This window comes from Rhodococcus wratislaviensis (assembly GCF_041228765.1).
Classification (GTDB): Bacteria; Actinomycetota; Actinomycetes; order Mycobacteriales; family Mycobacteriaceae; genus Rhodococcus_F; species Rhodococcus_F wratislaviensis.
On sequence record NZ_CP150488.1, the window covers coordinates 5,338,330 to 5,359,018 of the forward strand.

Annotated in this window: 17 protein-coding genes and 1 pseudogene; 10 read left to right on the forward strand and 8 right to left on the reverse strand. The window is 66.0% G+C overall.

Features of this window, described 5'->3' with window-relative positions; all coding sequences use genetic code 11:
• The first annotated feature begins 9 nt into the window (after positions 1 to 9).
• Both WKC72_RS24595 and WKC72_RS24600 read left to right on the forward strand, forming a co-directional pair.
• Positions 10 to 1,446: an amidohydrolase gene (locus WKC72_RS24595; protein ID WP_370179851.1), complete on the forward strand. Its 1,437-nt coding sequence runs from the start codon at positions 10 to 12 to the stop codon at positions 1,444 to 1,446.
• Between the two features lie 35 nt (positions 1,447 to 1,481).
• Positions 1,482 to 2,723 carry a M20 family metallopeptidase gene (locus WKC72_RS24600; protein WP_370179853.1) on the forward strand — a complete coding sequence of 414 codons (1,242 nt, stop codon included), beginning with the start codon at positions 1,482 to 1,484 and terminating at the stop codon, positions 2,721 to 2,723.
• 130 nt (positions 2,724 to 2,853) lie between these two features.
• Here WKC72_RS24600 and WKC72_RS24605 read toward each other — a convergent pair whose 3' ends face one another.
• Both WKC72_RS24605 and WKC72_RS24610 read right to left on the reverse strand, forming a co-directional pair.
• Positions 2,854 to 3,291, reverse strand: coding sequence for a carboxymuconolactone decarboxylase family protein (locus WKC72_RS24605; RefSeq protein ID WP_037237628.1), 438 nt, complete (start codon positions 3,289 to 3,291; stop codon positions 2,854 to 2,856).
• A gap of 102 nt (positions 3,292 to 3,393) precedes the next feature.
• Positions 3,394 to 4,032, reverse strand: a complete 639-nt coding sequence (locus WKC72_RS24610) for an HD domain-containing protein (RefSeq protein ID WP_370179856.1) — start codon at positions 4,030 to 4,032, stop codon at positions 3,394 to 3,396.
• 124 nt (positions 4,033 to 4,156) lie between these two features.
• Between WKC72_RS24610 and WKC72_RS24615 the strand changes: the two genes are divergently transcribed.
• The 3 genes from WKC72_RS24615 to WKC72_RS24625 all read left to right on the forward strand — a co-directional run bounded on the left by WKC72_RS24615 (position 4,157) and on the right by WKC72_RS24625 (position 8,393).
• Positions 4,157 to 5,143, forward strand: a complete 987-nt coding sequence (locus WKC72_RS24615; RefSeq protein ID WP_370179858.1) for a GlxA family transcriptional regulator — start codon at positions 4,157 to 4,159, stop codon at positions 5,141 to 5,143.
• A gap of 580 nt (positions 5,144 to 5,723) precedes the next feature.
• Complete coding sequence (locus WKC72_RS24620) at positions 5,724 to 6,149, forward strand: hypothetical protein (protein WP_370179860.1); 426 nt, start codon at positions 5,724 to 5,726, stop codon at positions 6,147 to 6,149.
• Positions 6,150 to 6,329: 180 nt separating this feature from the next.
• Positions 6,330 to 8,393: a transglycosylase domain-containing protein gene (locus tag WKC72_RS24625; protein WP_370179862.1), complete on the forward strand. Its 2,064-nt coding sequence runs from the start codon at positions 6,330 to 6,332 to the stop codon at positions 8,391 to 8,393.
• Positions 8,394 to 8,461: 68 nt separating this feature from the next.
• On the opposite strand, the pseudogene WKC72_RS24630 reads toward WKC72_RS24625, so the two are convergent.
• Positions 8,462 to 8,551 (reverse strand): annotated as a pseudogene (locus WKC72_RS24630) (VOC family protein); the annotation flags it as partial.
• Positions 8,552 to 8,756: 205 nt separating this feature from the next.
• Between WKC72_RS24630 and WKC72_RS24635 the strand changes: the two are divergent.
• The 3 genes from WKC72_RS24635 (at position 8,757) to WKC72_RS24645 (ending at position 11,084) form a co-directional block, all read left to right on the forward strand.
• Positions 8,757 to 9,386: an alpha/beta hydrolase gene (locus WKC72_RS24635; RefSeq protein WP_174484705.1), complete on the forward strand. Its 630-nt coding sequence runs from the start codon at positions 8,757 to 8,759 to the stop codon at positions 9,384 to 9,386.
• A 430-nt stretch (positions 9,387 to 9,816) separates the two neighbouring features.
• Positions 9,817 to 10,494: a class I SAM-dependent methyltransferase gene (locus WKC72_RS24640; RefSeq protein WP_112302422.1), complete on the forward strand. Its 678-nt coding sequence runs from the start codon at positions 9,817 to 9,819 to the stop codon at positions 10,492 to 10,494.
• An 89-nt stretch (positions 10,495 to 10,583) separates the two neighbouring features.
• Positions 10,584 to 11,084: a polyketide cyclase gene (locus tag WKC72_RS24645; protein ID WP_174233905.1), complete on the forward strand. Its 501-nt coding sequence runs from the start codon at positions 10,584 to 10,586 to the stop codon at positions 11,082 to 11,084.
• Positions 11,085 to 11,181: 97 nt separating this feature from the next.
• On the opposite strand, the gene WKC72_RS24650 is transcribed toward WKC72_RS24645, so the two are convergent.
• From WKC72_RS24650 to WKC72_RS24660, 3 genes are all read right to left on the reverse strand, one after another.
• A complete protein-coding gene (locus tag WKC72_RS24650; protein ID WP_112302374.1) occupies positions 11,182 to 12,099 on the reverse strand; it encodes an alpha/beta hydrolase in 918 nt (305 codons plus the stop codon).
• 162 nt (positions 12,100 to 12,261) lie between these two features.
• Positions 12,262 to 13,605 (reverse strand): cyclopropane-fatty-acyl-phospholipid synthase family protein, encoded by a 1,344-nt coding sequence (locus WKC72_RS24655; protein WP_037237643.1) that lies wholly within the window; start codon positions 13,603 to 13,605, stop codon positions 12,262 to 12,264.
• Positions 13,606 to 13,824: 219 nt separating this feature from the next.
• Entirely contained in the window at positions 13,825 to 14,271 is a 447-nt protein-coding gene (locus WKC72_RS24660) for a hypothetical protein (RefSeq protein WP_112302373.1), read from the reverse strand.
• A gap of 171 nt (positions 14,272 to 14,442) precedes the next feature.
• On the opposite strand from WKC72_RS24660, the gene WKC72_RS24665 reads away from it, so the two are divergent.
• Together WKC72_RS24665 and WKC72_RS24670 are read left to right on the forward strand one after the other, a co-directional pair.
• Entirely contained in the window at positions 14,443 to 14,718 is a 276-nt protein-coding gene (locus WKC72_RS24665; protein WP_112302372.1) for an acyl-CoA-binding protein, read from the forward strand.
• Between the two features lie 54 nt (positions 14,719 to 14,772).
• On the forward strand, positions 14,773 to 15,999 hold the full coding sequence (locus WKC72_RS24670) for an NAD(P)/FAD-dependent oxidoreductase (protein ID WP_370179868.1): 1,227 nt from the start codon (positions 14,773 to 14,775) through the stop codon (positions 15,997 to 15,999).
• Between the two features lie 240 nt (positions 16,000 to 16,239).
• Here WKC72_RS24670 and WKC72_RS24675 read toward each other — a convergent pair whose 3' ends face one another.
• Together WKC72_RS24675 and rph are read right to left on the reverse strand one after the other, a co-directional pair.
• Positions 16,240 to 17,610 (reverse strand): MFS transporter, encoded by a 1,371-nt coding sequence (locus tag WKC72_RS24675; protein ID WP_112302370.1) that lies wholly within the window; start codon positions 17,608 to 17,610, stop codon positions 16,240 to 16,242.
• A gap of 405 nt (positions 17,611 to 18,015) precedes the next feature.
• Positions 18,016 to 20,625 (reverse strand): rifamycin-inactivating phosphotransferase, encoded by a 2,610-nt coding sequence (rph, locus tag WKC72_RS24680; RefSeq protein WP_370179870.1) that lies wholly within the window; start codon positions 20,623 to 20,625, stop codon positions 18,016 to 18,018.
• Between the last annotated feature and the right edge of the window lie 64 nt (positions 20,626 to 20,689).

Genomic DNA, 20,689 nt, shown 5'->3' on the forward strand with positions numbered 1-20,689 from the left:
GACATCGAAGTGTCTGTCGATCCACAACTCCTCGGCACCATCGACGAACTCGGCCCGCAATACACCGCATTGAGCGATGCGATCTGGGACAACCCCGAATTACGATGGGAAGAACACGCTTCCGTCGACGCACAGATCGCCGTCGCGGAGGCCGAGGGATTCACGGTCACCCGGGCGGTGGCCGGTATCCCGACCGCGTTCAGCGCCGAAGCCGGAAGCGGCAGCCCGGTGATCGCGATCATCGGCGAATACGACGCCCTCGCCGGACTGAGTCAGAAATCGGGAAGTGCCACCCCCGAACCGGAACCCGGCAACGAGACCGGGAACGGGCAGGGCTGCGGACACCACCTGCTCGGCGGCGGCTCCCTCCTGGCCGCGACCGCGGTCAAGCGGTACCTCGAGGCGAACGGGCTCCCCGGAACCGTCCGCTATTACGGCGCCCCCGCGGAGGAGGCCGCCGCCGGAAAGACGTTCATGGTCAAGGAGGGTGCGTTCGCGGACGTCGACGCCGCCGTCTCGTGGCATCCAGGCGACACCACCACCGTGCAACGTATCCGGACACTCGCCTACCTCCAGGCCTACGTCCGCTTCACCGGCATCGCCTCGCATGCAGGTGTCTCCCCCGAGCGCGGTCGCAGCGCGCTCGACGCACTCGAGCTCATGAACGTGGGCACGAATTTCCTGCGTGAGCACATGCCGTCGGATTGCCGGATTCACTACGCGATCCTCGACACCGGCGGTCGCTCACCCAATGTCGTCCAGGCCACCGCCGAGGCCTACTACCTGGTGCGGTCGCCCGACGTGGCCGGCATGCGCGAGCTGTTCGCCCGCGTGACGAAGATCGCCGAGGGCGCCGCCCTGATGACCGAGACCGCGGTCGAGATCGAGATCGACGGCGGATGCTCGGACATCCTGCCCAACACGGTCCTCGAGGATTCGATGCAGGAGCGGCTCCGCACCCTCGGACCGGTCCCTTTCGACGACACCGACCTCGAGTCCGCGGCAGCGTTCGTCACCGGGGCCGTAACGGGACGCACGGCGAGCACTCTCGGCGGTGAATTCGAGGGCGACGGAAGCGCGCTGCACACGGGGATCGTCACGTTCGACGCACGCACTCCGCGGCCGACGATGACCGGATCCAGCGACCTCGGCGACGTCAGCTGGGTGACACCGCTCGTGCAGTGTGCCACGGCGTGCGTCAGCGCCGGCACGGCCGCCCACTCGTGGCAGATGGTCGCCCAGGGCAAGCTTCCCGCCGCGCACAAGGGAATGATCCATGCCGCCAAGATCATGGCCACGACCGCCGCGGACCTCCTCACGGACACCGAGTTGCTGGCCTCGGCGCGCAAGGAGTTCACGGCGCGCACCTCCGAGACCCCTTACGATTCACCACTTCCCGACGGGGTCGTCGCCCCGCCTCTTCGCGACGCCGTCGCCGCGCAGTGATCTTCTGTCACCCACCCCGAGGAAGGAACCCGCACATGACTCTCGCCACCTCCGCAGGCGACACCACCGACTCGCGCACGGGAGCGCTGAAGGACACGGCGGCACAAGTGCTCCGGAACCACGAGGACGAACTGCTCGGACTGAGCCATCGCATTCACGGCACACCCGAGATCGCGTTCGAGGAGCATCAGGCCGCCGCGCTCGTCGGGGACGCCCTCCGAAGAGCAGGCTTCGACACGACCGTCGGCGTCTACGGACTCGACACGGCCGTCGAGGCGATCTACGGGAGCGGCGACCTCACCGTCGCGATCTGCGCCGAGTACGACGCGCTGCCCGAGGTCGGGCACGCGTGCGGGCACAACATGATCGCGGCCGCCGGGGTCGGCGCCGCCCTCGCTCTCGCGGCGGTCGCCGACGAGGCCGGTCTCCGGGTCAAACTGCTGGGCACCCCCGCCGAGGAGCACGGCGGCGGCAAGATTCCCATGCTCGAGGCAGGGGCGTGGGACGACGCGGCGTTGTCCCTGATGGTGCATGGCGCGTCGGGAACGGACATGCCTTGTGCCTCACTGTGGATGCAGGCGGTCGACCGGTTCGAGGTCACGTTCACCGGTCGCGCCGCGCACGCCGCCGGCGCACCCGAGCACGGAATCAACGCCGGTGCCGCCGCGACGATCGCGCTGAACGCCATCGGGCTGGTCCGCCAGCAGTTCCGGGCGAAAACACGCGTCAACGCGTTCGTCTCGCACGGCGGTGAGGTCACCAACATCATCCCGGCCAGGACCGTCGTACAGCTCGAGGTGCGGGCGCCGGAAATCGAGGAGTGGCGCGAAGTGAAGACCCGTGTGCTCGCCTGCTTCGAAGCGGGAGCCCTCGCCACGGGATGCGAGTGGACCTACACGACGACGGAACCGCCGTACGCACCGATGATCCAGAACCCGCTGCTCGCGAACATCTGGGACCGGAACCTGCAGGCCACCGGTCGCGAACTGACGTCCGCCTCACTGGGCGGAGGGTCCAGCGACATGGGGAACGTGTCCCAGGTCGTGCCGTCGATCCATCCCACGGTCGCCGTGCTCGGAAGCACCGCCATTCCACACAACTCCGACTTCGCCGACGCCGCAGCAAGTCCCGCCGCCGACGCCGCGGTCCTGGACGGTGCGACGGCCCTGGCGTGGAGGGTCCTCGACATCGCGCTGGACGCCGAGGTCCGCGGTGAACTGCTGCGTCTGCAGGCGGAACGGCCGAAGGGGTCCACCCGGATCGCGACCTGGGCGTGAGTGCCTACGTTTCACTGACGGACCTCTTCTCCCTCGGCATCGCGATCCCCTGTCACCGCGGCGCCGAGCGCGGGTGCCCCGACACGATCCGTAAATCGGCCCTCGGAGAAAGCGCCGAGGGCCGAGAACTCTACGGCGCAACCGGGTAGTGGCTGGTGACGGCAACCCGGTTCCAGGCGTTCATCACCGTCGCGAGCCAGCTGATCGCGGACACCTGCGCGTCGGTGAGGGAGCCGTCATCCCAGGTCCGCCGTTCCGGAACAGCGAGCGCGGTGACCTGCTCGGCGAGGGCGAGCGCCGCCCGCTCCTGGTCGCTGAAGTACTGCGCCTCCCACCACGCCGCGACGACCGCGAGTCGATCCGTCGTCTCCCCCTTCGCCAGGGCGTCACGGGTGTGCAGGCGAAGGCAGAAGGCGCAGCCGTTGAGCTGGGAGACGCGGATCTTCACCAACTCCACCAGGAGCGGGCCCACCCCCGCCGCTTCCAGGGCAGCTTTCACTTCGGCATCCATCTTCATCAGGCTCTGGTATACGGACGGGTGCTGCTTGCCGATATTCACGCTGGTCATAATGGTCCTTCTGTGTAGGTTGCCGAATGGTCGTGGGATCAGGGCGCCCACGCCGATAGTGCTGAAACGAGAATTGCCTGAAGATCGCACGGTGCCTGCCAGTCACGCAGACCACGCCGACCCCATGATGCGCTCCACCATGCTGATGCTGCGGAAGCCGGGAACGAAGTGCTCCAGCACATCGGCGTTGACCGTCCCGTAGGTGGTGTCCGGGCGATGGCCGAGCCCGTCGACGAAGGCACGCAGAAACTCGTTCTTGAAGTCACCCCGCGGATGGGCGGCGGCGATCTCCTCCACCTGGTCCGGGGCCAGCCCGTCCAGACCCAGCCCGACCACATCGGTGAGGACACCGAAATTCGTGGAAGCGACCTCGTCGCCCATCCGGCCGGGAATCCCAGGCGTGGTGTGCAGCGCGATCGCCGTCCAGACCACCTCCGCGGCGGCGTCGGAGAAACCGCGATCGAGCAGGAACTTGCGGGCGTGATCGGCCCCGTCGAGCTCGAACCGCTGCTCGACGTCCGAGAAGGGTGTGAGCAGGCCCGTGTCGTGGAAAAGGGCAGAGATGTAGAGCAGCTCAGGGTCCGGCTGCAGGCCGCGCTCGCGGGCCTCGAGCGTGCCGAAGAGGAACACCCGCCGCGAGTGGTGAAAGATCAGCGGGTTCGTCGTCTCCCTGATGAAACGAGTGGCCTCGGCTGCCGCCCGCGTCTCGGGAATCTCTACTCCTGCGATGATCTCGGTCATGGTCCTGCACTTTCCGGTGTCGATGTTGTAGAACGGACGGTGTGTCCGTCCCTCCACGGTGCCCTCCCTCGGCCCTCCGGCGCCGCCTCCGTCCGGCCACAAAGCACCCGAATCCGGACAGGCGGTGAGCGTGCACACGAGCCCCCACCCGCATCGGGTCGCGATCCTCGTCTACGACGGGGTGAAGCTTCTCGACGTCGCCGGCCCCGCCGAGGTGTTCGCGGAGGCCAATCGATGCGGCGCCGACTACCAGATCGTGTTGTTGTCACCGACCGGTGCCGACGTCGCGTCCTCGATCGGCATCACGATCTCCGTCGACGGCAACGCGGGATCGGAGCCCGCCCCCGACACCTTCCTCGTCGCAGGCGGCGACATCTACCCGCGCACCGCCATCGCCGGTGACCTCGTCGAGGCCACCGCCACCCTCGCGATGCGAGCCGCCCGGATCGGCTCCATCTGCACCGGAGCGTTCATCCTCGGCGCGGCCGGCCTCCTGGAGGGCAAACGCGCGACTACGCACTGGAAAGTCGCACACGAACTCGTCGCCCGGCACCCCACGACCCTCGTCTCACCCGACTCGATCTATGTTCGCGACGGCACCACGTACACATCCGCGGGCGTGAGCGCCGGCATCGACCTGGCGCTGGCGCTGGTCGAGGACGACCACGGCCCCGACCTGACCCGCGACGTCGCCCGCCGCCTGGTGGTCTACCTGCAGCGTGCGGGCGGACAATCGCAGTTCTCGGCCCCACTCCAGGGCCCACCGCCGCGCACTCCAGCCCTCCGCCGAATAGTGGATCTTGTGACGGCGGACCCCGCCGGGAACCACTCGCTCGCCGAACTCGCCCGACATCTCAATGTGAGCCCTCGACACCTCACGCGACTCTTCCGAACCGAGCTGTCCACCACACCGGCCCGGTACGTCGAGCTGGTCCGATTCGACCTGGCAAAGGCCCTCCTCGACCAGGGACACAACGCGACGCAGGCAGCATCACTCGCCGGATTCCCCAGCTACGAGAGCCTACGAAGAGTCTTCGTGCGGGAGCTGTCGATGTCGCCTACGGTCTACCAACGCCGCTTCGGCACTGCGCACCGCGCCGACGCAGGATAGCCCGAGACACGTGACTTTTCGTCACAGTCGGCCAATTGATCGGCTCGGCACACGTCCTCTTCGGTGAACGCGCGATCGGCTTCCTCGACGTTCTCCCGGTTCATGGCCCTGGGCGATGATCCCCTCCCGCCAGGGGGCGCCGACATCCACTCCGGCAGGTGGTCACTGATCTCGCAGGTCCGCGGGTCACCAAAACCCTTCTGTGGCTTGGGGGCTGTTTGGTGTCGATTTCACCACCCCTGCAACGGAAGTGAGGACCGAGCGAGCGCACTCCACCATAACGAAGCACACCCCGGTCGCGGCCACCGGGCCATCCGACGGGTTGCCGTCGATCATCGCCTGTCTCACCCACCGCCCAACGCTCACCCACGTCGACTGGACACGCCCAACAGGTCCGCCGCACCGAGATCGCAGACGATCCCGACGCGGACCAACTGGTCTGACCCTATGTTCCGGTCGAGTAAGTTCCGTTCGCGTGGTCGCTGATCGGTCCCCTCTACGGGTGGCCGATCGCCCACCGGTTCACCGCCTTGATCCCCTATCCCCGGAACCGGTCAGGGAACACGCTATCGGTGTTACCTTGACCCTTGTGTGTGGCGGTCGGCAATCTTCGCGGCGGCGCTCGGCGCTGCTTCTCGTCACCGTGCTCGCGACGATCGGTGCGGTGCTGACGGCCCTGCAGGCCAGCCACACCAACGCGGCGGGCGCGGTACACGAGGCGCTCCCGGCTCTCTTCGGTGCCGAAGCGCATCCGAACACTTCCACGTCCGCCACCGCCGACACGGTCTACCGGGGAACGGACCCGCCGGTGCATCTGCAGCTGACCTTGACCGCGTTCGCCGGAGCGTTGGCGGTGCTGGTGAGCGCGCTCGCACGGCGCCGCACCCCGGTGCGCGGCGCCGACTGCGGGCTGCCGTCCTGGCCGGTCCGCGCCCGGGCACCGTCCTCGACTTCGGCGGTGTCCCCGATGCCCGTGCGACGAAGCTCCTGTGTGCTGCGGGTGTGACAGGCCAGGCCTCGGCCGCCGCCGTACCGTCAGATCCATCACCTCTCCCACCCTCTCGTGACCGCCACCGGAATGTGCGCCGCACGCGTGTCATTCCCGCCCCGGCCGTGCCGCGTGGCCCGATAATCGTTCCAGCACCGGTTGATTCATTGCCGGTGGACCGTCGAATGAGGTGCCGTAATGCAATCCAAGACTGTTCTCAAACTCACCGGCGCCACCCTGGCCGCGGGGGTAATGCTGGCCGGGGTGATGTTCCCGATCGCCGCCGGACTCGGGTACGCATCCAACCGCGCCGCCGACAGCGTCGGTAATTCCTCGGCCGAATTGGCCGACGGGGTGGTGCCGGCGGTGACGACCATGACCGACGTCACCGGGAACCCGATCGCCTGGCTGTACGACCAGCGCCGTTTCGAGGTGCCCAGCGACCAGATCTCCAACGACATGAAACTGGCGATTCTCTCCATCGAGGACAGGCGGTTCGGCGAACATCAGGGGGTGGACTGGCAGGGCACGATGCGGGCGTTCTTCACCAACACCACCAGGGGTCAGATCGAACAGGGTGCCTCGACCATCAATCAGCAGTATGTGAAGAACTACCTGCTGCACGTGGTCGCCAAGACCGACGCCGAACGCCGTGCCGCGATCGAGACCACGCCCGTCCGCAAGATCCGGGAGATCCGGATGGCAATGACCCTCGATCAGGAACTCTCCAAAGAGGAAATTCTCACCCGGTATCTGAACCTGGTGCCGTTCGGCAACGGTTCCTTCGGGGTGCAGGACGCCGCCCGCACGTACTTCGGCATCGACGCCAAGGACCTGAACCTCGCGCAGTCGGCGATGCTCGCGGGCATGGTGCAGTCCAGCTCCGCACTCAACCCGTACACCAACCCAGAGGGGGTGTTCGAGCGCCGCAATGTCGTCCTGGACACCCTGATCGTCAATGTTCCGGACCGGGCCGCCGAGATCCGCGCCCTGAAGGAATCGCCGCTCGGAGTGCTTCCGAAACCGAACAACCTGCCCCGCGGATGCATCGCCGCCGGCGACCGCGGGTTCTTCTGCGACTACGCGTTGCAGTACCTCCAGACCGTCGGATTGTCTCGGGAGCAGATCGAAAAGGGCGGCTACCTGATCCGCACCACCCTCGATCCGGCCGTGCAGGGATCGGTGAAGTCGGCGGTGTCCACCCACGCCGACCCGAAACTCCCTGACATCGCGAGTGTGATGAACGTCGTCCAGCCCGGGCAGGACCAACATCGGGTCCTGGCCATGGCGGGCAGCCGCAACTACGGCCTGGACGCGGCCGCCGCCGAGACGGTTCAGGAGTTGCCCTATTCACTGTCCGGGCACGGCGCCGGATCGGTATTCAAGGTCTTCACCACCGCAGCGGCCATGGAGAAGGGTCTGCGACTCAATACGATCCTCGACGTGCCCGGCCGGTTCGACGCCCGCGGGATGGGTGACGGCGGCGCCCCCGGTTGCCCGGCGGCGACCTACTGCGTTCAGAACGCCGCCCCGTATCCGCGAGCACTGTCGGTCACCGACGCCCTCGCCCAGTCACCGAATACCGCGTTCGTGAAACTTCTCCAGACCACCGGGGTGGATGCGACGGTGGACATGGCAGTGCGTCTCGGCATGCGGTCGTACAGCGAACCGGGCACCTCCGGGTTCGGAGACCAGAGCCTGGCCGACATGCAGAAGGACCAGAATCTGGGGTCGTTCACCCTCGGCCCGGTGTGGATCAACCCGCTCGAACTGTCGAATGTCGCCGCGACCCTGGCCTCACACGGCAAGTGGTGCCCACCGACCCCGATCGACTCGATCGTCGACCGCGAGGGCCGGCCGGTCCCTCTCACCCAGCAAGCCTGCGAGCAGGTCGTCGATCCCGGCCTGGCCGACACCCTGTCCAACGGGCTCAGCAAGGACGACCTGCCCGGTGGCACGGCGTCGGCCGCGGCCGCGGCCGCCGGGTGGAAGCTGCCGATGTCCGGCAAGACCGGGACCACCGAATCGCACATGTCGTCGGCATTCATCGGGTACACCAACAACCTGGCCGGCAGCGTCTACGTATTCGGGGACTCGCCGACCCCCGGCCAGATCTGCACCAGCCCGCTGCGCTCGTGTGGGGACGGCAACCTGTTCGGCGGCACCGAGCCGGCCCGCACCTGGTTCACGGCGATGATGCCGATCGCGAACAACTTCGGCCCCACCACCCTGCCTCCGATCGACCCGCGCTACGCCCGCTGACCGGACGACGGGCGTGCCCACCCGTAGGCATATCCGTCGGAAGTACGAGCTGCTGTGACGATCGCGACGATACAGTCCTCCTCGCAGTCGAGCACTACGAAGTCGAGGACCTCGCACCAGAACCGCGCCAGCACCTCAGGGTCGCGGCAACCGAGCACGAGTTCACTGAGTACTCATGCAACGACGGTAAGCCTTCGAGTCGACTCGAAGGTCAAGCGCGGAGGGCGAGAAATTTGTGATCAACGGCGTCCGACCAGTAGCCGAATCAGGGACCGGTCACCGACCCTCATCCGGTATACCGGTATGCCGGTGTGCGTCCCGCAATCGCGCCAACGGTGGACTCCTCGGCAGTATGTTTGAGACATGAAGGCCTTACTCGCCCTTCCTTTGCTGCTCCTCGCACTCGTCGTCACGGGCTGCTCCGACGAGGACAACACACCATCGACGGACGGTAACACCAACGGCACCGAGATCGAGGTCGGCGGCGGCGACGCACTGCAGTGGGGCGATGGCGGGTACGGAGTCGTTCTGGCCCACGGTGCCGTCTTCGACGCTGCCAGCTGGGAGAGGCAGGCCGCGGCGATCGCCGACCAGGGTGCCACTGTGATCGCAGTCGAGGACATCGCGCCGGAGTCGATCGCCGCCGCCGTAGCGAAGCTCCAGAACGACGGGCACGCCGACGTCGCGCTGGTGGGCGGAAGTGCGGGCGCCGATGCGATCTTGCAACTGGCCTCGCAGCAGCCCGACCTTTCCGACCAGCTGGTTCTGCTCTCCCCCAACCGGGTTGTCGACGGCCTCGGCGGGGAGCCCAAGCTGTTCATCGCGAGCGAGGACGAGCCCGTCGCCAACGTGTCGCAGCAACTCGCCGACAGCTCACCGGGCGATGACAATGTGGTGATCCTTCTGCCTGGTTCCGCCCACGGACAGAACATCTTCGCCGGTGAGAACGCTGACGCGGCATTGGATGCGATCCTTCAGCGGCTGGCCAACTGAGGACCTTCCTTCCGGGCAGCGGCCACGAATCACGCGGAGCGAAAGCACATTCCGCACCGAGCTCGATGATCCGCTACTTCGCCGACATGCGTCGCGCTCGTTCCGTCTTCGACTATGCCTACGCGTAACCATTTCGAGAGTGAGCCGTAGCTGACGGTCGCAGGCCTGAGCGCGGTCCGGGCGTCACCCACGTCCGTTTCGGCCTTCGCTGCACCGACACAACGGGAGAACGCTCTTTCAGAACTCGGCTGCACAGAGACCTCGAGTCTCCCCCTGCATTGATGGGCCGCAGTAATGATCTGCCCAACTATCTCTACTCACCGGAGAAACAATACGTCCCACAGAAGTATTCAAGGATCCACGCGCGGCGGCAGAATTCATCCCACCGTTGGTTCGGCAACGGGGCACCCCATGAACAATCATGGACGGCATGGCGAATACGAGCACCCAACCAGGCGACACCGTCCGAGAGTCATACTCGGCCAGATCCCAGGAGTACGCGAATCTCTTTGGCTCCATGACGTCGACACACCCAACCGATCGGGCCCTGGTGAGCAGCTGGGCCGCCACCCTGACAGGTCCCGTGCTCGACGCTGGGTGCGGCCCGGGGCAGTGGACAGACTTCTTGGCCGAGTGCGGACCAGCCGTGAGCGGGATCGATCTGGTGCCTGAGTTCGTTGAACGAGCTCGAATGGAGTATCCAGGCCTTTCCTTCGAAGTCGGCGGCTTCGAGGCATTGGACACCACGACAGAATCACTGGGTGGTGTGCTTTCCTGGTACTCGCTCATTCACCACAGTCCGCAGGACATCCAGACTCCGCTCGCCGAGTTCGCGCGCGTGATTCGGCCGGGTGGAGGGTTATTGGTGGGCTTCTTCGAAGCAGCAACCGTAGGGACATTCGACCATGCCGTAACCACTGCCTATCGATGGCCTGTTGCCGAACTCAGCCAGAAATTGGTCACGGCCGGCTTCGAGGTGATCGAGACGCATACGCGAACGGGGATCGGCCACAGGCCTCACGGCGCAATCACCGCACGCCGGCAAACTAGACCGCTAGCCGATCGGCCTTCGGGACGGGCCACCGACTGCTGCCCACACGACCGATGAATTCCGCGTCGCCGCGCAGTCTGTATGTAATGAATGCCCCTTCCGCTCCTGCGGGAGGCACGAAGATTCGGTGAAGGAGCGTGCACATCATGGACCGGGAGAACGTGAGCGCCACCCTGACTGTCGCCGTGCCCGCTACCAGGGTGTTCGCCGTGCTGGCCGACCCGACAACCCATTCTGTGATCGACGGCACCGGCTGGGTGCAGCAAGCCGCCGACCGGTCGCCGCTGACCGAGGTTGGGCAGATCTTCCGGATGGACATGTATCACCCAAACCATCCACACGGCGAATATCAGGTGGCCAACCAGGTCCAGGTGCTCGACCCACCTCGCGCCATCGGCTGGCTGACCGGGCAGGAGAATGACGACGGTCACCTGGAGTTCGGCGGCTGGATCTGGCGTTACGACCTGGTGCCGCTTGGTCCGTCCGAGACCGAGGTCACGCTCACCTACGACTGGTCGGCGGTGCCGCAGTTCATCCGGGAATACCTCCAGTTCCCGCCGTTCGGTCCTGAGCATCTCACCAACTCGCTGCACCACCTGGCCGAGTTTGCCACAGCGACGTCTCGGGCTCGGACTCCCGACGGCTAGGCATCTGCCGGTCGGCCCCGACGCGGAGAGCGAGAAAATGCACGCCGGTTTCCGGCGTGGAGGACAGCGCCCCAACCTTGATCGCCATCGAGTGATCCTACGGTTGGGCGAACCGCTCGAGCAGCCATGAATCGATGCCGCTGAGCGCCGTCCTGGCCATTGCCGTGGGGTGGCCCGTGAACCCGTGGGGCGACTCGGGATAGATCCGGAGTTCGCCGTCATTGCCGACGGCGGAGAGCCGACCTGCCATCGCGAGGTTGTCTTCCAACAGCACGTCTGTGCTCCCGACGACCAGCAGCGCCGGGGGAAGGCCGTGGAGGTCACCGTAGATGGGAGAAATGTCGGGAGCGGTGCGATCTTCCACGTGGCCCACGTAGGCCTGGAGAAAATATTCGTCTGCGATCCGACGTCCGGCCGGAGTCTGCGCGCTCAAGTCATAGGTGCCGAATTGGAGTGCGGCGCCGGTGAACCCCTCGACGTCGCCGCTGTCCCTCAGTCGGAGCAGGGTTGCCAGAGCGAGTGTCGCTCCCGCCGATCGCCCCCCGATCGCCAGTCGGGAGGATCCGAAGTGGTCATCAGCGTGTTCAACGAGCCAGAGCGCCGCCGCCTCGCAGTCGTCGGGTGCGGCCGGCCACGGGTGCTCGGGCGCCAGCCGGTAGTCGACGCTGACGACGGCGATATGGAGAGTGTCTGCGAGCCTGCGGTTACGCCCGTCGTCTCGCGCTGCGGAGTCCATGTAGAAGCCGCCCCCGTGTATGTCCAGGTAGACGCCCCGCGCTCGGCCCTCTGTGGGAGTGAAAATCCTCACCGGGACACGCACTCCCGCGGCTTCGACCATCTTTTCAATCGCCGGTGGATCGGCGGGAGAAGTAGCGGACCGCCTCGCCCGCGTTTCCCTCAACTCCTCGGGAGAGCTGGGGCCACGGCCGGCTGCCCGCGAGTTGTAGAAACTCCGAGCTTCATCGACCTGGTCCGCAGGCACGTCAGCCAATAAATCGTCCAGCGCGAACCGCACGCGCCCTCCTCACACTCGGGGATCTCATCACGACCCTATTGCCGCGTCGCGCTCGGCACCGTTCAACCCGCCTGGGTTTTGCGCGGTCCCTCGGCACGCGCAGAACGGCGCTATGGCGTTACACCGGACAACCGCTCAGCAGCAGAGCTGTCGCCGGTCACATTAACCACTTCCCAACGGTTTTCCCTGTTCGCGATCCTGTCGAGATGGTATCTGTGCGGATGGCTGCAAGAGTTCGTCACGGGTACCGGGCATGCCGCTGTGACCCCGTTCGGAGGATTTGACTGCCAGAACCTGGTTGATCCCGAGTCGATTACCCGCAAAAGCCAACGCCGCGCCGGCCATGTACAGCCGCCATACCCGTGCCCGACCGGCGCTGCTGTACGCCACCGCCTCGTCCCAGTTCGCCTCGAGGTTCCCCACCCAGGCCCGCAGAGTCAACGCGTAGTGCTCGCGCAGCGACTCGACGTCGCGCACCTCGAAACCGGCCCCTTCGAGCGCCTCGATCATCGGCGCGATCGGTTCGATTTCTCCGTCGGGGAAAACATAGCGATCTATGAAGGACGTCTTGGAGAACGTGGCATCGGATTTGCCTGGTCGCCGCGAGATCGCGTGGTTGAGCAACCGCCCCCGCGGGCGTAGCAACGCGAACAGGTCCGCGGCATAGGTCGACAGCATCGCGGCACCGACGTGCTCGGCCATGCCGATGCTCGAAATCGCATCGTAGGGACCGTCGGCGACGTCGCGGTAGTCCTGAACCCGGATCTGCACCAAGTCCCCCACGCCCGCGTCGACCATCCGTTTGCCGGCGTACTTCGCCTGCTCGTGGGACAGGGTGACACCGACGACGTGCACGCCGTACTCCCGGGCCGCATGCAACGCGAAGGTCCCCCACCCGCAGCCGACGTCGAGTACCCGCATCCCCGCGGTCAGGCCGAGCTTGCGCGCAACCAGATCGCATTTGGCGTACTGGGCCGCATCCAGATCCTCGCTCTGCTGCACCCAGTACGCGCATGAGTAGGTCATCGACTCACCGAGCACGAGCCGGTAGAAGTCGTTGCCGACGTCGTAGTGGTGACTGATCGCGGCGGCGTCACGACCCTTGTCATGCCGGTGCCCGCGCGCGAGTTTCATCTCCTCCGCCGGCGGCTTCGGTGGCAGACCGATGATCCCCAGACGCAGCGCCGCTGTCACCAGCGCCTTCTTCGTTTGTCTGTCTATCCGTACACCGGGACCCCTACTCGGGTCCGACATCTGCTCCAACACATCCAGTCCAGCAAGCAGGTCGCCCTCGATGTCGATATCGCCGGAGACGTAGGCCCGAGCGAAACCGAGGTCGTTGGGCGCCCACAGTAACCGCCGAAGACCACGCCGATTGACGATGTGCACCTGCCACGGCGCATCCGAAGGCCCACTGCGACTACCGTCCCAACACCTGATCCCTACCGGGACCTGCGCACCCAGCACGGCACGAACCAGCGGCGCCACCGTGTCAGAGACCGTCATACACACCTCCATCAGAGTGTGGGTCCGCACCACCGCGGCTGTTCAGTTCACCGCGCTCGTCGTGACCCACAGGCCTGTCAACCCGCACCAGACGTCCTGCAAACCAACCTCGTCGACCATATCGACGGAACCCCCATCGCCGCACACCATCACACCAATTCCCGCTCGGCGTCACCCCTGCTTCTCGACGCCGACTCGCCGTCGTCGAATGGGCTCGACTCACGCCGTTTGTCGTTCCTTCGGCACCAGCAGGGCAAGCAGCGCGATTGCCAGGCCGCCGCCGACGAGGTACAGCCCCCAACGGCCGCTGAGCACGTTGTCGTAGTTGTCGCGGACGAAGTCACCGACGCGGTCATGGAGCCGCCACAGGAACACCGCAGTGGTACCGACCCCCACGATCACGCCCAGCCACCCGGCCGCGCGTGAACCCACCAGGGCGGCGACCAGCAGCAGAATCGCAGCCAGCAGCAGCAGCGCCGTCGCCGACTTGTAGAACACCACGGACTGATACTCGACCTGCTCGAAGGTGAACCCGGTGGGGAAACCGTCGCGCAGATCGATCAGCGCGACATCGCTCGGCTGTATTTCGCCGACGATCGGAAAGAAGGCGCCGACCGCGACCGCGATGGCGCACGCGAACAGGACCAGATGCACGAAGGTGCGCATGGGCGTTCTCCTCTGTCGGGTGACGAGGTGCTCGCGCCCACAGTATCCCCGTGCAGCTGCTCGCTCTGCCCGAACACGATCGCGCCGCCGACTCCGAGCGAACGGATCAGGCGCCATCGGCTCCGGCGTTACGATTGCGTCGAAGAGTCCGTCCGAGAGCCAGGGGTACCCATGTCGGATCTGGATCAGGCGTTTGCCGACGCACAGGAGAACATCAAGAAGCTCACCTCGAGGCCGGCCAACGATGAACTGCTGCGGCTGTACGCGCTGTACAAGCAGGGGTCGAAGGGTGACGTCGAGGGCAAGCGGCCCGGTCGGCTCGACATGGTCAACCGCGCCAAGTACGACGCCTGGGCCAAGTTGACAGGTACGAGCAGCGCCGACGCCAAGCAGGGCTACGTCGACCTGGTAGCCCGGCTCACGCAGGGAACCAGTTCGGCTGGATGAACGATCCCGCGTGATCCAGCGGTCGCCCCGGCGTGGACCTGGCACGATATCGGGGTGACTGATTCCAAGCGGGTCCTCGTCCTCGGCTCGGGATTCGCCGGCCTATGGGCCGCGCTGGGAGCGGCCCGGCGGCTCGACGAACTCGACGCAGCAGACACCGTCGATGTCACGGTGATCAGTAAGCAGCCGTTCCACGACATCCGGGTCCGCAATTACGAGGCAGACCTGAGTGCGTGCCGCATCCCACTGAGCGACGTGCTCGACCCGGTCGACGTCGGGCACGTCGCCGCCGAGGTGACGGCGATCGACACCGCCGCGCGCAGCGTCACCCTCTCGGGTCACGGGGCACAGCACACACAGCGGTACGACCGCTTGGTCCTGGCACTGGGCAGTCGGGTAGCGAAACCCGACATCCCCGGTTTGCGGGAATTCGGTTTCGACGTGGACACCTACGACGGCGCTACGAAGCTACAGCGCCACCTGGCCGCGCTGTCCGACGGCCGAGCGGACGTGGGTGCGGCGACCGTGGTGGTGGTCGGCGCCGGACTTACGGGTATCGAGACGGCGTCCGAGTTGCCCGGAATGCTGGCAAAGGTGTGCGCGGGACGCAACGTCGAACCGCGGGTGGTGCTGATCGACCACAACCCCTACGTCGGTTCCGACATGGGAGCATCGGCGCGACCGGTAATCGAAGCGGCTCTGTCCGACAACGGCGTCGAGACGATGACCGGTGTCGGCGTCGCAGCTGTCGACGAGCACGGAGTGACGCTCTCCTCCGGTGAGGTGCTGGCCGCGGGCACCGTCGTCTGGTGTGCGGGCATGCGGGCGAATCCGCTGACCGCGCAGCTCGGTCCCGACCGCGACCGGCTCGGTCGCTTGCCGGTCGACGACTATCTGCGGGTGGTCGGCTGGCCCGGAGTATTCGCCGCCGGTGACGTCGCCGCGGCACGGGTGGACGATGGCCACCTGTCGGTGATGTCGTGCCAGCATGGGCGCCCGATGGGCCGCTACGCGGGCTACAACGTCATCGGCGATCTTCTCGGGGAGCCGATGCTCCCGCTCCGGATCCCTTGGTACGCTACGATTCTCGACCTGGGACCGGCGGGGGCGGTGTACACCGAGGGGTGGGATCGCCAGGTGGTGTCGCGCGGTGCGCAAGCCAAAGCCACCAAGGTCACGATCAACACCCGACGCATCTATCCCCCGTTGAACCGAGACCGCGACGCGCTGCTTGCCGCCGCCGCGCCGGCGCTGCAGGCACGACCCGATCCCGGACAATGACTCTCAGGTAGTTGACGACCGTGTCGCCCTATGCGGCAGCAGAGTAGCGGTCGAGGTCGTCGACCGCGCCGTCCCCCTCGTCGATCACCAGGGTGGCCAGGTCGTCGCGACTATACGACCGGCATGCCGGTCGCCCGCCAGACCGGAGCCGGTCACCTCCGACGGCGAAGTCATAACCCGCCAGAAACTGACCTGTTCACACTGGTGCCGGCACCGATTCCCCTGGAACCTGACCGGGGATCAGCTTGGACGCGAAGACACGGGCACGCCCCAGGCGCTCCCCTGCTCGCGATCGAGCACCGTGACCGACTTGTTCTTCAGCCCGAAGATGTAGACCAGCAAGCTGACCCCGATCACAACCGTCACGTAGGAGATGAACCAGCCCACGTGACCGGCCGATTTGGACGCCTGGAAAAGTACCGGCGCCGTACCGCCGAAGATGGAATTCGCGAGCGCATAACCCAGTCCGACCCCCAAGGCACGGATGTCGGCGGGGAACAGCTCCGCCTTCACGATCGCGTTGATCGAGGTGTAACCGGTGAGGATGACGTAGCCGACCGCGACCAGCACGAACGCCGATAGCGGCGAGGTGGTCCGCGGAAGATAGGTGAGCAGGACGTAGGTGTAGAGGACTCCACCCACACCGAAGAAGATCAGGAGCGGCTTGCGCCCGACCCGGTCGCTGATGATGCCGCCGATCGGCTGCAGCAGCAACAGCAAGATCAGCCCCAGCAGGTTGATCCAGGTTGCCGTCAGCGCCCGGTCGGCCCCGAAGGTGGACTTCACAATCGCCGGCGCGTTGACACTGTAGGTGTAGAACGCGACCGTTCCACCCGCGGTAATGAGGAACACCAGCAGCAGCGGACGCCAGTGCTTGGTGAACAACTCCGTCAAGGACCCCGCCGTCCGGTCCTCCCCCGCACGGATGGCCTTCAGATGCGACTCGCTGAGCGACTCGTCCATCGAGCGCCGAATCCACAGCACGACCAGGGCAGCGATCCCGCCGATGAAGAAGCCGATCCGCCATCCCCAATCGTTCAACGTCTCGACATCGAGAACGCTGAGCGCGATCAGGAGCGTGAACTGCGCGAGCACGTGACCTCCCACGAGGGTCACGTACTGGAAAGACGACAGGAAGCCGCGCCGATTCGCGGTCGCCGCTTCGGACATGTACGTCGCCGAGGTGCCGTACTCCCCACCCGTGGCAAATCCCTGTACCAGGCGAGCGACGACCAAAATCACTGCCGCCCAATACCCGATGACTTCACGTGTCGGCATGACCGCCACCAAGAAGGAGCACGACGACATGATGGTGATGCTGAGCATCAGGGCCGCCTTGCGGCCACGGCGGTCGGCGAACCGGCCGAAGAACCAGGACCCCACCGGTCGCATGACGAAGGTGACCGCGAAGATCGCATAGATGTACAGCGTGGAGTTGGCGTCGTTCTCGTCGAAGAATTGCGCCTCGAAGTACGTGGCGAAGACCGTGTAGATGTACACGTCGTACCACTCGACGAGGTTTCCTGCCGAGCCCTTCATCGTGTTGAGCACCGCCCGCCGGGTGCTCGTCGGAGCGCGGGTTGGACCGGACGGAGTCGCGTCATCGCTCATCCGTAGACGATAGCGGATCGACGCCCCAACCTGGTCGAGTCACCGAGGGGCGGTGTCAATCCGCTCCCCGGTTCGTCACCACACAGTCAGCGCACCGCAGGGATCAGGGAGGTGACCCTGTCCCCCCGTACTTACGTTCCTTTACAGAATCTTTCGCTACGAAATACTCACCAACGCGCACACGCTGAGCCGGACCCTCCCCCCGCACCACACCGATCAAAACCGCACTCGAGTTGCTCGACCACCGCCCTGCCGTGTACAGCACCGAGCAGCGAATGGTTCTCGGGGCCAATACGTATCGGTCCCTTGACCTGTCGGAATCCGAAGAGGAGCCGTCCTGCCTGCATCCATCCATGCACCATCCCGTGCCGGAACCCGGTGTCCGGTAGCGGCTCGGCTTCCTAACTAGTCGGGCAGAATCTCGACGTACCCGTCCGTTCCGTTCACGCGGATTCGCTGCCCGTCGCGGATCAGCCGGGTGGCGTTCTCCACGCCCACGACCGCCGGCACGCCGTACTCCCGCGCGATGACCGCACCGTGGGTCATCAATCCGCCTACCTCCGTGACCAATCCGTCGGTGGCGACGAACAAGGGAGTCCAGCTCGGATCGGTGTAGGCAGTGACCAGGATGTCACCCGCCACCAGGTCGGCCTGCGACATGTCCGAAATAACCCGTGCCCGCCCTTCCACGATCCCGGCGGACACCGGTAGACCGGCCAGCGCTTCCGCCGGTACGTCTTCGCGGCGATACTCCCCGGAGACAGCTTCCCCATTCGATGTGAGCACCCGGGGAGGCGTGAGCATCCCATACGAGCGGAACGCTTCCTTTCTCTCACGCACGAGGCGGTCGCACGGTCGGTGTGTGGCCACGACCTTGCGGAGTTCGTCGAACGTCAGGTAGAAGACGTCCTCCTGCTCGCGAATCCCGTGTGCCTCCACGAGACGGCCGGCCTCGCGCAACAGGGCCTGTTTGTAGGCGAAGTAGCGGCCGACCATGGCGTACTTGGGATATTCCCGGTATCCCGCAAAGGTGCGGACGCGGTCGATCATGGGCTTGGTCTCGTCGGCCTTGCGTTCCCCGTCAGGCAAGGCGCGTAGGCGATCCAGCAGCTCTTTCTCTTTCTGCTCGGCCTCGCGGAGACCGCGCTCGAAGCGCTGCTTGCCTGCGCCCGGTCCGAAGTTTTCGATGTTGCTCATGATCGTCGGCACGAGCGTGGTGGGGCGATCACTCCAGCGCGGCCTCGTGATGTCGATCTCGCCGACGCAGCGCATGCCGTACTTGTCGAGGTACCCCTCGATGGTCGCTCGTGCCTCCGGGCCGCCCGTGAGCTTCTCCAGTGCGCCCAGGAACCTCTCGTCCTCGATACCCGCGTGCTCGACGTGCCGAAGAAAGGCCACCACGTCCGGGTGGGGCCGGAGCGCGTCGGCGACGTCCAGAAGCGCGAGGCCCATCTCCGAAGTGACGTTGTGGGGAACCGACTGCGTGAGCGTGTCGGCAGCGTTCTTCTCGCCCAGCCACTCCCGCAAGCGGTCGTTGAGCCATCCGGTGGCCTCCATTGCCGTCGTGATCACCTGCCCGCTGCGCGGATCGAACAGGATTCGCCTCAGCTCCTGGATATCGGCCTCGATGAAGTCGAGCAGTTCCGATCCGGACTTGGTCACGATGTCGCGCTTCATGGCCGCAAGCGAAACCTCGCTGCCTGCGATCAGTTCGGCGACGATAGCCGGATCGGGGTCGATCAGGGCGGGTGCACCACCGGCCGGTGCGCCGACGGGCACCTCGTCCGCAGACGACCGGATGAAGTCGCCGCGGTCGAGGACGGTCTGCAGCGCGTCCCCGATGAGCGGATCGGACTTGCCGAGCGTCTCCACCAGGGCTGCGCTACTCGCGGGCGAAGCCAGACGCTGGGTGACGTCGACGAAAAGCCGGCCACCGGCTTCACGCATCGGCGCCGGACTTGTCAGTTGCCACACCGAGATCCCGAGAGGCTTCATCGGATCGGTCATCATCTGCTGGTGGCCGACGGAGACGTACACGTGGTTTTCTCCATCGTCGACCACAGGGATCGGGAACAGCGTGGTGATCGGTCTGCTCTGGACGATCAGAAAGCCATCGTCGACCAAACACCATTCGATGTCCTGGGGGCAGCCGAAGTGCGCTTCGATGTCACGCCCCACCTGCGCAAGGCGCACGATCTGTGCGTCGGTCAGCACCGGCCGGTACTGCCACTCCGGTTCGATCTCCTGTATGTACGTCCCCCCTTTCGGTGCCGCCCGGACGGCGCGCTGTTTGCCGGCGACCGTCTTGTCGACGACCGCGCCGTCGCGCACCCTGTACACGTCCGCGTTCACCAGGCCGGAAACCAGTGCCTCGCCGAGCCCGAACCCCGCGTCCACGGTGGCGACCGTCCGGTCGGAGGTGACGGGGTCGGCGGTGAACAGGATTCCGGACGCCTGCGGGAACACCATCCGCTGCACGACCACGGCCATGTGGACCTTCCGGTGGTCGAAGCCGTTCTTCAGACGGTAGGCGATCGCCCGCTCGGTGAACAGCGAACCCCAGCACCGGCTCACGTGCCGGAGAATCGCCACGGCGCCCACAATGTTCAGGTACGTGTCCTGCTGGCCGGCGAAGGACGCCGTCGGCAGATCCTCGGCCGTCGCGCTGGACCGGACCGCGAAGGCGGCGTGTTCGCCGAGCCGGGTGACCGAGCGGACGATCTCCGTCGCCAGATCGTCCGGGATGTCGCTCTCTTCGATCACACGGCGGATCTGCACGCTCAGCACCCGGATCACGTCTCGATCATCCGGCCCGACGTGCGACAACTGTTCGAGCAGATCGTCGATTTCCGGTATATCGGCCATGACCCTCCGGAAGGCATCCGTCGTCACGCAGACGCCGTCCGGCACATCTATGCCGTCGAGGCGCGACAGTTCTGCGAGGTTCGCACCTTTGCCACCGATGACGGCACCCTGCGACCGGTCGGTCTCCTGGAAGTCCAGCACATAACTCATTCCGCTTCCCCACCTGTCGATACGAATTTCTACGGGCGAGTATGGACCACAGAACCGAATCTCA

Coding starts and splice junctions, on each gene's coding strand:
- WKC72_RS24675 (WP_112302370.1), bottom strand. CDS start 17,610: ATGAGCGATGACGCGACTCCGTCCGGTCCAACCCGCGCTCCGACGAGC.
- WKC72_RS24605 (WP_037237628.1), bottom strand. CDS start 3,291: ATGACCAGCGTGAATATCGGCAAGCAGCACCCGTCCGTATACCAGAGC.
- rph (WP_370179870.1), bottom strand. CDS start 20,625: ATGAGTTATGTGCTGGACTTCCAGGAGACCGACCGGTCGCAGGGTGCC.
- WKC72_RS24660 (WP_112302373.1), bottom strand. CDS start 14,271: ATGCGCACCTTCGTGCATCTGGTCCTGTTCGCGTGCGCCATCGCGGTC.
- WKC72_RS24665 (WP_112302372.1), top strand. CDS start 14,443: ATGTCGGATCTGGATCAGGCGTTTGCCGACGCACAGGAGAACATCAAG.
- WKC72_RS24610 (WP_370179856.1), bottom strand. CDS start 4,032: ATGACCGAGATCATCGCAGGAGTAGAGATTCCCGAGACGCGGGCGGCA.
- WKC72_RS24625 (WP_370179862.1), top strand. CDS start 6,330: ATGCAATCCAAGACTGTTCTCAAACTCACCGGCGCCACCCTGGCCGCG.
- WKC72_RS24600 (WP_370179853.1), top strand. CDS start 1,482: ATGACTCTCGCCACCTCCGCAGGCGACACCACCGACTCGCGCACGGGA.
- WKC72_RS24635 (WP_174484705.1), top strand. CDS start 8,757: ATGAAGGCCTTACTCGCCCTTCCTTTGCTGCTCCTCGCACTCGTCGTC.
- WKC72_RS24645 (WP_174233905.1), top strand. CDS start 10,584: ATGGACCGGGAGAACGTGAGCGCCACCCTGACTGTCGCCGTGCCCGCT.
- WKC72_RS24655 (WP_037237643.1), bottom strand. CDS start 13,605: ATGACGGTCTCTGACACGGTGGCGCCGCTGGTTCGTGCCGTGCTGGGT.
- WKC72_RS24640 (WP_112302422.1), top strand. CDS start 9,817: ATGGCGAATACGAGCACCCAACCAGGCGACACCGTCCGAGAGTCATAC.